The sequence below is a fragment of the Kitasatospora sp. NPDC018619 genome, assembly GCF_044391605.1.
Lineage (GTDB): Bacteria > Actinomycetota > Actinomycetes > Streptomycetales > Streptomycetaceae > Kitasatospora.
In genome coordinates this window covers 131,444-144,572 of sequence record NZ_JBISAI010000017.1, presented here as the reverse complement: position 1 = coordinate 144,572, position 13,129 = coordinate 131,444, and the positions used below count along the sequence as shown (strand labels likewise).

General features: G+C 74.1%; 9 protein-coding genes and 1 riboswitch. Of the genes, 3 read left to right on the top strand and 6 right to left on the bottom strand.

Annotation, left to right across the window (positions count from 1 at the left end; translation table 11 throughout):
- Positions 1-25: 25 nt before the first annotated feature.
- Positions 26-907 carry a hypothetical protein gene (locus tag ACH5AR_RS25875; protein WP_396303888.1) on the bottom strand — a complete coding sequence of 294 codons (882 nt, stop codon included), beginning with the start codon at positions 905-907 and terminating at the stop codon, positions 26-28.
- A gap of 426 nt (positions 908-1,333) precedes the next feature.
- A riboswitch (cobalamin riboswitch) is annotated at positions 1,334-1,478 on the top strand.
- A 190-nt stretch (positions 1,479-1,668) separates the two neighbouring features.
- Between ACH5AR_RS25875 and ACH5AR_RS25870 the strand changes: the two genes are divergently transcribed.
- Both ACH5AR_RS25870 and ACH5AR_RS25865 read left to right on the top strand, forming a co-directional pair.
- A complete protein-coding gene (locus tag ACH5AR_RS25870; protein ID WP_396303917.1) occupies positions 1,669-4,080 on the top strand; it encodes a ribonucleoside-diphosphate reductase subunit alpha in 2,412 nt (803 codons plus the stop codon).
- The gene (locus ACH5AR_RS25865) at positions 4,080-5,099 is read left to right on the top strand and encodes a ribonucleotide-diphosphate reductase subunit beta (protein ID WP_396303887.1); all 1,020 of its coding nucleotides are present in this window, start codon (positions 4,080-4,082) and stop codon (positions 5,097-5,099) included. The genes ACH5AR_RS25870 and ACH5AR_RS25865 overlap by 1 nt, the downstream gene beginning before the upstream one ends.
- Positions 5,100-5,255: 156 nt before the next feature.
- Here ACH5AR_RS25865 and ACH5AR_RS25860 read toward each other — a convergent pair whose 3' ends face one another.
- Complete coding sequence (locus tag ACH5AR_RS25860) at positions 5,256-5,708, bottom strand: SRPBCC family protein (protein ID WP_396303886.1); 453 nt, start codon at positions 5,706-5,708, stop codon at positions 5,256-5,258.
- 447 nt (positions 5,709-6,155) lie between these two features.
- Here ACH5AR_RS25860 and ACH5AR_RS25855 point away from each other — a divergent pair, with 447 nt between their 5' ends.
- Positions 6,156-7,715 carry an RICIN domain-containing protein gene (locus ACH5AR_RS25855; protein WP_396303885.1) on the top strand — a complete coding sequence of 520 codons (1,560 nt, stop codon included), beginning with the start codon at positions 6,156-6,158 and terminating at the stop codon, positions 7,713-7,715.
- An 82-nt stretch (positions 7,716-7,797) separates the two neighbouring features.
- Here the strand turns inward: ACH5AR_RS25855 and def are convergent, their stop codons facing one another.
- The 4 genes from def to ACH5AR_RS25835 form a co-directional block, all read right to left on the bottom strand.
- Positions 7,798-8,439: a peptide deformylase gene (def, locus tag ACH5AR_RS25850; RefSeq protein WP_396303884.1), complete on the bottom strand. Its 642-nt coding sequence runs from the start codon at positions 8,437-8,439 to the stop codon at positions 7,798-7,800.
- A gap of 43 nt (positions 8,440-8,482) precedes the next feature.
- Complete coding sequence (locus ACH5AR_RS25845; protein WP_396303883.1) at positions 8,483-9,472, bottom strand: tetratricopeptide repeat protein; 990 nt, start codon at positions 9,470-9,472, stop codon at positions 8,483-8,485.
- Positions 9,473-9,845: 373 nt separating this feature from the next.
- Positions 9,846-11,261, bottom strand: a complete 1,416-nt coding sequence (locus tag ACH5AR_RS25840; RefSeq protein WP_396303882.1) for an HD-GYP domain-containing protein — start codon at positions 11,259-11,261, stop codon at positions 9,846-9,848.
- 206 nt (positions 11,262-11,467) lie between these two features.
- Positions 11,468-12,901 (bottom strand): HD-GYP domain-containing protein, encoded by a 1,434-nt coding sequence (locus ACH5AR_RS25835; RefSeq protein WP_396303881.1) that lies wholly within the window; start codon positions 12,899-12,901, stop codon positions 11,468-11,470.
- Between the last annotated feature and the right edge of the window lie 228 nt (positions 12,902-13,129).

The window sequence follows — 13,129 nt, the reverse complement described above, 5'->3', positions numbered from 1 at the left end:
GCCGGCGGCGGGGCGTCGTCGCCGGTCAGCCCGCCGACGCCGGCGGGGTGCCCTGGACTCCGGGCGCGGCCGAGGAAGCGGCCTTGGCGCGCTTCAGCAGCTGCCCCTTCACGTGCTCGGCGAAGCCGGAGGCCGCCGCGGTCGCCGTGGCGTCCGGGGCGTTGCCGCCCTTCGCCGAGCCCTCGACCGTGAAGTAGCCGTACCGGCCCAGGCTGTTGTGCGTCCCGGTGCAGCCGGCGGCGGCGCAGAAGGCCGGGGAGCCGGCCGCGGGCGCGCCCTTGAGCTGCCCGGCGAAGTTCTTCAGCGCCGTCTCGGCCTGGATGCGGTGGTCGAACACCGCCACCCCGACGGTGACGGCGCTCTCGCCGGAGACGTACGTCGCCCGGAGCACCTGCTGGCACCCCTGGTCGCCGAGGACCTTGCCCAGACCGCCGGTCGTGGAGTTCCCGTCCCAGCAGGGCGAGTCCAGCGTCACGACGGTCCGGTTCCAGGTGGCGCCGTTGATCGTCACCTGGAGCGCGGAGAACAGCGCTCCCGCGTCCTGCGGAGCCGGGTCGGTGGCGGCCTCCCAGATCGGCTTCGACGGGTCGTCCGGCGTGCCGGAGGCGCTCGGGGACGCGACCGGCCCGGTGGTCTTGGCGGCCACCGGGGAGCCGTCGTCCTTCTTGCCCTTGAACAGCAGCACACCGCCGGCGACCAGGCCGCCGACGACGGCGACGGCGGCCACCACGCCGACGGCCTTCAGCCGGCGGCGGCGCTTGGCGTCGGCCTCGTTGCGGTCCGCCAGCGCGTCCCAGTCCGGCTCGACCCGCTGCGGCGGGACCGGCTGGTGGGGCTGCTGCTGGAGGTGCCACTGGGGCTGCCCGACCGGCTGCGGGTGCGGCTGCGGCTGCCCGACCGGTGGCACGGGCTGCGGTGCGGGCGGAACCGGCTGCGGCGGGGGCGGGACCGGCTGCGGCATCGGCGGAACGGGCTGGGCGACCGGCTGCGCCGCCGGCACGACCGGCCCGTAGGAGGCGGGCGGCGGCCCGAAACCCCCGCTCGGCGGCGGTACCGGCCCAGGTACCACCGGCTGCTGATTCTGTGCGCCCCCCGGCCCGGCGGGAGGCGTTCCCTGCGGCCCGTGGCCGGGGACGCCGGTTCCGTCGCTCATGCGCCCAGATCGTAGGGCATCACCGCGACGGCCGGTCCTCCCGGTGACCATTCCGTATCGAAACCAGGACTCCGCCGCCCCGGCCCCGGGCCTTTCGAAGGCCTCCGGGCGCCACGTTCCCGGTACGGCCGGTCATCGCCCCGACACGCGACGCCGTACTACATCTGGGGTCGCTTCAGGGAGACACCACTACATGTATGCTCGCTTCTGCTGTCGATGCAGGGGAACCCGGTGCGAATCCGGGACTGCCCCGCAGCGGTGTGCGGGCGGCTGGAGCAGCCGTACCCCGCGAGTCCGAGTACCTGCCGACGGTGTGCGCCACGGCCCTCCCGCAGAGGCCGCGCCGGCACGAGCAGTACCCCTCCGGGCCTCGCGGGCGGGCCGGGGAGTCACCGTCGCGCGACGCCGTCTGCGTTCGTGCCGTGCTCCCCTGCCCCGATCGGCCCGGTGCCCCCGATCACCGCCGCCGATCGCCGCCAGGAGAGAGCGCCTTGACCACCGCCGCCTCAGCCACCCTGCCCGCCCAGGGCTCCGGTACCGCCTTCACCGACCCGACGGTCTCCGACCCCGGCGGCGCCCTGCTGCGGCTGCTCACCGACCGCAGCTCCGACCTCACCGAGGTCGACCCCGGCCATGTCGCCGCCGCCGCGCTGCGCGGCCGTCACGCCGGCTCGGACTTCGCCGAACTGCGCGGGCTGGCCGTGGACGCCGCCGCGTCGATGATCGCCGAGGACCCCCAGTACTCGAAGCTGGCCGCCCGCCTGCTCGCCCTGGAGATCGTCGACGAGGCGAACAGCCAGGGCTCGGTGTCCTTCTCCGCCTCGATCGCCGTCGGCCACGCCGAGGGCCTGATCGGCGACACCACCGCCGCCTTCGTCGCCAAGCACGCCGCCGCCCTGGACGCGCTGGTCGACACCGAGGGCGACGACCGCTTCGAGTACTTCGGCCTGCGCACCGTGCAGTCCCGCTACCTGCTGCGCCACCCGATCACCCGCAAGGTGATCGAGACCCCGCAGCACTTCCTGCTCCGCGTCGCCTGCGGCCTGGCGGTCGGCGACAGCGAGCAGTCGGTGCGCGAGGTGGCCGAGCTGTACGGCCTGATGAGCCGCCTGGAGTACCTGACCTCCTCTCCGACGCTCTTCAACTCCGGTACCCGCCACCCGCAGATGTCGAGCTGCTACCTGCTCGACTCGCCGCTGGACAACCTGGACTCGATCTACAACCGCTACGCGCAGATCGCCCGGCTGTCCAAGCACGCCGGCGGCATCGGCCTGTCCTACTCGCGCATCCGCTCGCGCGGCAGCCTGATCCGCGGCACCAACGGCAAGTCCAACGGCATCGTGCCGTTCCTGCGCACCCTCGACTCCTCCGTCGCCGCCGTCAACCAGGGCGGCCGCCGCAAGGGCGCGGCCTGCGTCTACCTGGAGACCTGGCACGCCGACATCGAGGAGTTCCTGGAGCTGCGCGACAACACCGGCGAGGAGGCGCGCCGCACCCACAACCTCAACCTGGCGCACTGGATCCCGGACGAGTTCATGCGCCGGGTCAACGCCGACCAGGACTGGTCGCTGTTCTCCCCGGCCGACGTGCCGGAGCTGGTCGACCTGTGGGGCGCCGAGTTCGACGAGGCCTACCGCAAGGCCGAGCTGGCCGGCAAGGCCGTGCGCACCATCCCGGCGCAGACCCTGTACGCCCGCATGATGCGCACCCTGGCGCAGACCGGCAACGGCTGGATGACCTTCAAGGACGCCTCCAACCGCGCCGCCAACCAGACCGCGCTGCCGGGCCGCACCGTGCACTCGTCCAACCTGTGCACGGAGATCCTGGAGGTCACGGACGACTCCGAGACCGCCGTCTGCAACCTGGGCTCGGTCAACCTCGGCGCCCACGTGGCCGCGGGCGCGTCGGCCTCCGACCTCCTCGGCGCGATGGACTGGGAGCGGCTGGACGCCACCGTCCGCACCGCCGTGACGTTCCTCGACCGCGTGGTGGACATCAACTTCTACCCGACCACCGAGGCGGGCACCTCCAACTCCCGCTGGCGGCCGGTGGGCCTGGGCGTGATGGGCCTCCAGGACGTCTTCTTCAAGCTGCGGATCGACTTCGACTCCCCCGAGGCCGCCCGGCTGTCCACCCTCATCGCCGAGCGCATCATGCTCACCGCGTACGAGCGCTCCGCCGACCTGGCCGAGCAGCTCGGCCGCCACGAGGCGTACGGCGAGACCCGCGCCGCGCGCGGCGAGCTGCACATCGACCACTTCCCGTCGGCCGCCCCGCAGTGGGCCGAGAAGTGGGACGCGCTGCGCGCCCGGATCGCCGAGACCGGCCTGCGCAACTCGCTGCTGCTGGCCATCGCGCCGACCGCGACCATCGCGTCCATCGCCGGCGTGTACGAGTGCATCGAGCCGCAGGTGTCCAACCTGTTCAAGCGCGAGACGCTGTCCGGCGAGTTCCTCCAGGTCAACCCGTACCTGGTGCGCGAGCTCAAGGAGCTCGGCGTCTGGGACCAGCAGACCCGCGACGCGCTGCGCGACGCCAACGGCTCGGTGCAGGAGCTGAACTGGCTGCCGGCCGACGTGCGGTCGCTGTACCGGACGGCCTGGGAGCTGCCGCAGCGCGCGCTGATCGACCTGGCCGCGGCGCGGATGCCGTACCTGGACCAGAGCCAGTCCCTGAACCTGTTCATGGCGGCGCCGACCATCGGCAAGCTCAGCTCGATGTACGCCTACGCGTGGAAGGTCGGTCTCAAGACCACCTACTACCTGCGTTCGCGCCCGGCCACCCGCATCGCCCAGGCCGCCTCCGGCACCGCGCGCACGGCGGCGCCGGCGCCCGTGCCCGTGAACACCCCCGCCCTCACCCCGGAGCAGGAGGCCGCCATCGCCTGCTCCCTGGAGAACCCCGAGTCCTGCGAGGCCTGCCAGTAATGTCCCAGTCCGAAGACCGCAAGATGCTGCTCGACCCCGGCTTCGAGCTGACCCTGCGTCCGATGCGCTACCCGTCGTTCTACGACCGGTACCGGGACGCGATCAAGAACACCTGGACCGTGGAGGAGGTGGACCTGCACTCGGACGTCGCCGACCTGGCGAAGCTCAACGAGGGCGAGCGCCACCTCATCGGGCGACTGGTCGCGTTCTTCGCGACCGGCGACTCGATCGTCTCCAACAACGTGGTGCTGAGCCTCTACAAGCACATCAACTCCCCGGAGGCGCGGCTCTACCTGTCGCGCCAGCTCTTCGAGGAGGCCGTGCACGTCCAGTTCTACCTGACGCTGCTGGACACCTACCTGCCCGACCCGGAGGACCGCGCGGCCGCGTTCGCGGCGGTGGAGAACATCCCCTCCATCGCGCAGAAGGCCAAGTTCTGCTTCAAGTACATGAACGCGGTCGACCACATCGACTCGCTCCGGACGAAGGAGGACAGGCGGGCGTTCCTGCTCAACCTGATCTGCTTCGCGGCGTGTGTGGAAGGGCTGTTCTTCTACGGCGCGTTCGCCTACGTGTACTGGTTCCGGAGCCGTGGCCTGCTGCACGGTCTGGCGACCGGCACCAACTGGGTCTTCCGCGACGAGTCCATGCACATGGACTTCGCGATGTCGGTCGTGGACACGGTGCGCGAGGAGGAGCCCGACCTCTTCGACGACGAGATGGCCAAGCAGGTCACGGAGATGCTGGAGGAGGCCGTCGAGGCCGAGCTCCAGTTCGCCCAGGACCTGTGCGGCGACGGTCTCGCGGGCATGAATACCGAGTCCATGCGCCAGTACCTGGAGGCCGTGGCCGACCAGCGCCTCGCGCGGCTCGGCCTGCCGATCCGCTACGGGTCCACCAACCCGTTCGGCTTCATGGAGCTCCAGAACGTCCAGGAGCTGACCAACTTCTTCGAGCGCCGGGTGTCGGCGTACCAGGTCGCCGTCGAGGGCTCGGTCTCCTTCGACGACGACTTCTAGGAGTACGGATACGACAGGGGTGCCCCGCACGGCCACAGCCCGTGCGGGGCACCCCCGTTGTTTCATTCGGTCGGAAACTCCCCCGGCTTGACTCACTCGGCGCTGAACTCCCCCGCTGCTGCCCGGCGTTCGCGCCGGGCAGCAGCGGTACGGCGCTCAGGCCCGGGGCCGCGCGCCGAGTTCGGCGTCGGCGGCAGCCAGGATGCGGTCGAAGGTGCGGGCGATGAGGGGCTTGGCCAGCGCCCGGGTGAGGGCCGCGCCGAAGGGCAGGCGGACCTGGAAGGTGGTGGTCCACACGACCTCCGTCCCCCCGGCGGCCTCGGTGAAGGTCATCCGGCCGAGCTCGTGCCGGGACGGCGGCACGCTGCGCTCGACCGTGTAGTCGAAGCCGTGCGGCCGGTCGTAGGTGGTGACCCGCTCGCGGAACCAGCCGATCGCCCAGGTGTGCAGCCGCACCGCGCCCACGCCGTACGGCGCGCCGGCGCCCGGGCGGGCCAGCCGGGCCCGCAGGACGAGCGGGGAGCGGGTGTAGTTGGTGGTGGTGGCGCACCAGTCGAAGACGTCCTCGATCGGTGCGGCGATGACGCGTCGAACGGTCAGGGTCTCCACGGTCGTTCCCCTCTCTCGGCGGCAACGGCACGGACGTCGGCGCCCGCACCCACCCGGTGGACCGGGCACCGCCACGAGACGTGACACGGACACCTCCGCCCGTCGCGCGCGGGAAGTCGACCGGTCCGACGTCCCGCGCTGCCGTCGCTCCGAGCAGCCCGGCCCGTGCCGGTCCCGCGTACCGCCCCGCCGGGGCGACTCCGGGCGCGGGTGCGTGCGGGTGCGTTCACCGCCCCGCGCGCCGACGCGCGCCCCCGGGAGCTCGACTGTGCGCTCTACCGCACGGGTGACGGCCCCCCGACCATGAGGCGGACCGGAGTCGATCGGCAGCGAACGACGGTGGCGCGGCCGGATGTTCGACACCGTCCCGCGCCGTCGCGCACCATCGCCGTCGTCCGCCCCGGGGAGCGCAGCACTCCGCCGAAGACACCCACCGGGAGGATCGACATGACCGTCCGACTGCGACTGCCCCGCCGGGCCGCCGCCCTGGCCACCGCGGCCTTCTTCGCCGCCGCGGCCGCCGTCCCGCTCACGGCCACCGCCGCGCGGGCCGCGACCCCGATCTGCATCAGCGGCGCACTCCAGTACGACTACCGGTCCGCCGAGGACGGAACGGCCAAACCCACCCGCACCAAGCCGCTCCGCGACGCCGTCGTCGAGCTGTGGGGCGCCGAGAAGAGCACCGACACCGCGCACGCGCTCAATGTCGTGGGGGCCACCAGCCTCGACGACGGCAGCTACAACCTCTGCTACACCCCCACCACGACCACCTCGCTGAGCACCGTGTGGGTGAAGGTCTGGGCGGCATCCCTCGGCGCCGAGTGGCGGGTCGTCGACAGCGGCCGGTACTACACCATGGAATTGCCGGCCCTCTCCGACGTCACCGGCAACCGGAACATCGGCACGGCCAAGCCCCCGGCGGCCACGGCCCGGGCCTGGCACGTCTTCGACACCATCAGTTCCCTGTACTGGAAGCGCGCGAACCCCACCAGCTGGTGCTGGACCGCCAACGAGCCGAACGGGCACTGCACCACGCTCACCGTCGACTGGTGGGACCCCGGGAGCAACGGCACCGGGTGGTACAGCCCCTCGCAGAACACCGTCTTCCTCACCGGCGCCAACGCCGACTCCGAGCACCTGATCCTGCACGAGGCCAGCCACTTCCTCATGCACCACCTCTTCAACGGCCCGTGGCCGGACAGCTTCACCTGCCAGTCGCACTCCATCCGGTACGACATCCCCGCCGGGTGCGCGTGGGGGGAGGGCTTCGCCACCGCCTCCGCCGCCTACGTTCTCGGCGACTCCCGTTTCGTCTTCAGCGACGGCAGCAGCCAGGACTTCGTCTACGGCGCCGACTGGGGCGTCGGCGACGTCGTGGAGGGCAACGTCGCCGGCTCGCTCCTCGACCTGTGGCGCGGGGTCGACTCCGACTGGAGCGGGACCATCTCCGCGCTCGCCGCGCAGAAGCCGCTGACCTTCTCCGCCTACTTCACCACCGCCCGCCCGGCGGCGAACCCGCCGCTGCCCACCGGCAGCACGGCGCTCGCCAAGCTGGTCCCGCACGCCATCGACTACGGGCCCACGATCGTCGGCGACGGGAAGTCCCACGTCCTCACCGACGGCGGCTACCAGGTGCTCAACCGCGTCGGCGGGTGCAACGGCGCCACCGGCGCGAACGTCGAAGTCACCACCGCCGCCGCGCTCTCGTGGGGGCAGCAGTGGAAGGTCGACGCGAACTCCGACGGCACCGTACGGGTCTCCGACGCCTGCTACCAGCCGCTCACCCTCACGGCCCCCGCCGCCGCGGGCGGCACGGTCACCGTCAAGGCCTTCGACCCCGCCAACGCGTACCAGAAGTGGAAGCTCACCAGGAGCAACGGCACCGTGACGCTCACCAACCCGCAGACCGGACTGGCCCTCGACCGGACCAGCACCTACCCGGGCGACTTCGCGACCACCAAGGCCCCCAGCGGCTCGAACTCCCAGTCCTGGGCCCCCATCAGGTGACCTCGGCCGGCCCCGCCGCCCCGCAGGCGCGCGGGGCCGGTACGGAATCCCCGTACCGGCCCCGCCGACTGCCGCCCTGCGCCTACTCGTTCGGGACGGTCGCGTACTTCGGGGTGCCCTCGGCCATCTGCTTCAGGGCGTCCTTGCGGTCCCGCTTCGACAGCTTGTCGATGTAGAGGGTGCCGTACAGGTGGTCGGTCTCGTGCTGGAGGCAGCGGGAGAAGAAGCCGGTGCCCTCGACGCGGATCGGCTTGCCGTCCTTGTCGACGCCGGTGACCGCCGCGTAGTCCGGGCGGGCCAGCTCGGCGTAGGCGGTGGGGACGGAGAGGCAGCCCTCGTTGCCGTCGTCCAGGACCCGGCGGCGGTCGGCCGGGTACTCCTCCAGCACCGGGTTGACCACGTGGCCGATGTGGCGCACGCCCTCGTCGTCCGGGCAGTCGTAGACGAAGACCTTGAGGTCGACGCCGATCTGGTTGGCGGCGAGGCCGACCCCCTCGGCGGCGTACATCGACTGGAACATGTCGTCGATGAGCGCGGACAGCTCGCCGTCGAAGACGGTGACGTCCTTGACCTCGCGGTGCAGCACCGGGTTGCCGACGACGGTGATCGGGCGCGCGGTGCCCTTGCTGAGGTCGGGCTCCTCGCCGATCACCTTCACGGGCGTCTCGGGCGCCGTCCCCTCCACGTCGTGCTCGTGCTCGTGCTGCTCGGCCTGCTCCGCCATGTCTTCCGCTTCCGTCGGTGTACGCGTTACCTCACCAGGGTACTCAGCACACTTCTTCGAGATCCCGGTAAGCCCGGCTTCCGGGGGCGGCCGCGACCCAGCGGTCCAGCAGGGTGCGCACCAGGTGGGCCGGGGCGGCGATCCCGCACTCCCGCTCGACCAGCCAGGACATCCCGGCGGCGCCGCCCTGGCTGAGGTGGCTGAGGTGGCCCGGGTGGGCGGCGTCACCGTCGTCGTGCGGGTCGTGGTGGGCGGCGACGCCGTCGTCGGAGGCCATCCGGCTCTCCGAGCAGGCCCGGCACAGCAGCCGCACCGAGGAGGTCCAGTCCTCGGCGGCGTAGCCGGCGTCGGCGACCAGCCGTTCCAGCGCGTCGCGGTCCCCGGCGGTGGCGGCCTGGAGCAGCACCACGTAGGTCGGCACCGGGGAGGGCGCCCACAGCTCGATCTCGTCGAACACCGGGTAGGCGACGCCGTCGGTGACCCGCTCGCCGTGCGGGGCGCCGTCGTGCAGCACCACCTCGCCCCAGCGGCGGCCGGAGGACGGCAGCGGGATGGACAGCACCTCGATCCGGGCCGGGTCCAGCCGACGGCCCCAGACCACCTCGGACTCGCCGTCCGGGGAGAGCCGCACCGGGGTGGTGCCGAGGTCCAGGCTGACCGGGCCGTCCTGCTGCGCGGCGCCGCCGGGCAGCTTCAGCCCGTACGCCTGCCAGGCGCGGCGGGCCAGCGGCCAGTCCTGGAGGGCGGTGGCGGTGATGCCGAGGTTCCACCAGTCGGGGGCGCCGTGCTCGCGGTCCAGCAGGGCGACGGCGCGCAGGCCGGCCGAGCGGGCCTGCTCCCAGTCCCGGCGGAACTTGTGCAGCAGGGCCAGGTTGAACCAGGAGTCGGAGAGCCAGGGCTCCAGGTCGGCGGCCATCACCAGCAGCGCGCCGGCGTCCTCGTAGCGGCCGTCGCCGATCAGCGTGAAGGCCCGGTCGGTCGTCTGCCGCCAGGTGGCGGACGGCCGGTGCCGTGCCCGGTGGAAGATCCTCACGTTCGTCCCTGCCGTCGTCGTCCGCTCAAGTCCCGTGCCACCGTGCCCTTACCGCCTCGCACGGCGTTCGGGGCCCGGTGCCCCGGGTCGGTGTTCCACGCTACGACCGCATCCAACCACGCCCGCCCCCGCCCGCGCTCCCCACCGTCGAGGTTGGGGCCCGCCCCTCCCCAGCCTGCCTGTCCGATCCCGCCCGCTCAACCCCTGACGGCCGGAACCCGGCTCCCGGGCCCCGCACCGCGCGCGGACGGCCGGAGCCGCGCGCCCGGCCGCACCCCGGCCCGCGCACTCCCCGGCCCGGGCACACCCGGCCGACCCGCGCACGCCCCGGCCCGGGCGCGGCGACAGAGCCGCGCGCGGCGACAGCCCGCCCTCAGCGGCAGGCAGCCCGGCCGCCCACCCTGGCCAGCGCGTCCACCACGCGCGCGTCGTAGACCCGGCCACGGCCCAGCCGCAGCACCTCCAGCGCCTCCAGGTGTCCGACGGCCTCGCCGACGCCGCGGCCGCGGGCGGCCGTCAGCAGCTCGTCGTGGACGTTGGCGACCCGGATGATCCGGGAGGCGAGCGGCACCGCGCCGTCGCCGCAGGCGGGCCCGGTGCAGGGATCGGCCAGCCGGGCGACCTGCTCGGCGACCTCCCGGGGCACCCCGGTGCGGCTGATCACCTCGCTGCCGAGGCGGGCGATCCGCTGCTGCTCCGCGCAGGGCAGCAGCGCCGTGGCGCCGTCCGGCACCGGTTCGACCAGGGACAGCTGGCCGACGTCGTGCATCAGGGCGGCGTACTCCAGCAGAGCGAGCTCGCGGGTGCCCAGGCCCAGCTCGCGGCCCAGCGCGCACGCCGTGTCCGCGACCCTGCGCGCGTGCCCGTGCGGGGTGTAGCCGGCCAGCTCGGTGGCCCGGGCGAGGCTGGCGATGGTCTGCCCGGTGGTGGCCCGCACGGCGGCGGCCCGCCGGAAGGACATCTGGGCGAGCAGCAGCGGGGTGCAGAACAGCGGCAGCGCCCACAGCCCGACCTCGCCGGCCGCCAGGCTGACCAGCATCCCGGTGGCGACGATCGCCGAGCCGATGCCGAACAGCGAGCGCAGCTCGTCCTCCAGCGCCGCCGGGAACCGCGGCCCGCCGCCGGAGCGGCGCAGCAGCGCGGCGAGGGTCGCGTCGCAGAGCGCGGCCAGCGCGGCGACGGCGGTCAGGAACGCCCCGTACGCCGGGCCCTCGGGCGAGAACCGGTCGACCAGGCCGCCGTTGTAGAGCGGCTGGAAGACGGCGGCCGCGAAGCCGACGGCGAGCACCCGGCGGGCGGCCCCGTCGAGGCGGGCCGGGTCGCCCCCGGGCGTCCGACCGGGCCCGGGACGGCCGGACGGACGCCCGAGACGGCCCAGCTCGGGCCCCGGAAGGCTCGGCGCATCCCCCGGACGGCCGAGCGCATGACCCGGAGCGCCGCGCGCGTCCCCCGGAGCGCCGGGCGCGGGCCCGGGACCGCCCCGCAGAGCGCGCCGCGGCAGGACGAGGTCGGCCAGCCGCCCCAGCAGCAGGCCGGCCGCGGTCACCGCGACCACCTGGAGCGTCCCGTGCGCCGTCGGCACCCCGCGCAGCGGCCCGAGCAGGGCGTACGCCAGCGCGCCGGCCGCACCGATCGGCGCCTGCTCCCGATCCCCCGGAAGGGTGATGCGCACGCACTCGCCGACCGCGATCAGCGTGGCGAACGCCAGCGCGACCCCGGGCTCCGCGACCCCGCGCACCGCGACCGCGCCCAGGGCGAGCACGACCAGCGCGGCGGCCGTCGCGTGCACCGCGCGCGCGGTGCGCCCACAGGGCGCGCACCCCGACGCCCCACGCCCCGACGCCCCGTGCCCCGACGCCCTGACCCCCGAGGCCCCGACCCCGGGGGCCCGGGGCCCGAACACCGCCCGCCCGACGGCGGCGCGCCCCGCGACGCCCCGCCCCGCGACACCCCGGCCGACGGCGGCGAAGCCGGCGGCCGCCCGCCCGGCGGCCCTCACGGCTGCCCGGCCGCGGTGACGCCCCCGCCCTGGGGCGGTACCCCGCCCGGGGCCGCCCGGGCGGGCTCGGGCACCCCGAGCGGGATGTCCGGCACCGCCTGGAGGCAGTCCTCGTCGTGCACCACCGGCTGCCAGTCGTGCTCGGCCAGCGCGTCGATCAGCGCCCGCACCATCACCGGGTCGAACTGGCTGCCCGAGCAGCGCTCCAGCTCCGCGACCGCCTCGCCGACCGGCCGCCCGCGCCGGTAGGAGCGGGTGGAGGTCATCGAGTCGAAGGCGTCGGCGACGGAGATGATCCGGGCGAACTCGGGGATCCGGTCGCCGGCCAGCCCGCTCGGGTACCCCCGGCCGTCCAGCCGCTCGTGGTGGTGCAGGATCCCGGCGTGCGCCTCGCCGAGGAAGTCGATGCCGCGCACCAGCTCGTACCCGTAGACCGGGTGGATCTCCACCGCCCGGCGCTCCGCCTCGGTCAGCGGACCGTTTCTGCGCAGCAGCTCGGTGGCCACCCCGAGCTTGCCGACGTCGTGCAGGATCCCGGCGAAGCGCAGGGTGCGCAGCCGCTCGGCCTCCATGCCGAGCTGGGTGGCGATCAGCACCGAGGCCCGGCCGACCCGTTCGCTGTGCCCCCGGGTGTAGGAGTCCTTGATCTCCACCGCCTGCACCAGCGACTGCACGGTGGCCTGGTGGGCGTCCAGTTCGCGCTGGCCCTGGGCAAACACCCAGGCCGAGATGGACAGCGGCAGCAGCGCGAGCAGCGCCGCGAACGCGCCGTACGGGCCCTGCCAGAGCACCGCGACCATCAGCCCGCCGGCCGCGTGCACCAGCACCGGCAGCCCGCACGCGGAGTGCGCCCCGCGCAGCAGCACCCAGGCGCGGCGGCCCTCGCTGAGCATCAGCATCACGCCCACCACCGCCCCGTTGACCAGGCAGAACACCGCGACGGCGGCGAACCCGGGCAGCAGCGCGGCCGGGAAGCGGGAGCCGAGCAGCAGCTGCGGGCCGTGCAGCAGGTGGAAGGCGGCCGAGGAGGCGAAGGCGCACAGCGCGAGCTGGGAGCCGTTGAACAGCTGGCGCGGGCGGCAGCCGCGCCCGGTCGGCCCGCCGAGCAGCGCGGCCGGGGCGGCGACCAGCGCGGAGGCGGACGGCGGGAGCATCAGCGCCCCGGCGAACAGCACCGGGAAGAAGGCGTTCACCCCGGGCCGGCCGGGCGCCCGCTCGGGCGGCGGCGGCCGGCGCAGCAGCCGGCGCACCAGCACCAGGCAGGGGGTGGGCAGGCCCCGGGCCACGGACTCGCAGCAGCCGTGCAGGAAGGCCAGCAGCCCGACCTTGGGCCAGTCCACCGGCGCGCCGAGCCAGTGCGGCGTCCGGGGGGCGGCCGCGGCGGGCAGCAGCGGCACCAGGCAGCACAGCGCCGCCACCGGGACGGCCACCAGGTAGCACGCCGCCCCTCGCGGCAGGGTCGATCCTCCACAGTCGGTAGCGATCTCGACCTCCCCGCCGTACGGACACCGTGTTGCCCCCACGCGTCGGGCGGACCGACGGTGAGCGTCCGTCAGGAGAATAGGCCGCCGCCCCGGCGCAGGGACGCATGATGGCGCGATGGCGCAGTTGGCGCACCGCTAACTCACTCGATCGAGTGAGGGGCGCATGCGAGCAGA

Excerpts from the sequence above, each read along its gene's own strand:
- ACH5AR_RS25865 (WP_396303887.1), top strand. The coding sequence starts at position 4,080 with ATGTCCCAGTCCGAAGACCGCAAGATGCTGCTCGACCCCGGCTTCGAG.
- def (WP_396303884.1), bottom strand. The coding sequence starts at position 8,439 with ATGGCGGAGCAGGCCGAGCAGCACGAGCACGAGCACGACGTGGAGGGG.
- ACH5AR_RS25855 (WP_396303885.1), top strand. The coding sequence starts at position 6,156 with ATGACCGTCCGACTGCGACTGCCCCGCCGGGCCGCCGCCCTGGCCACC.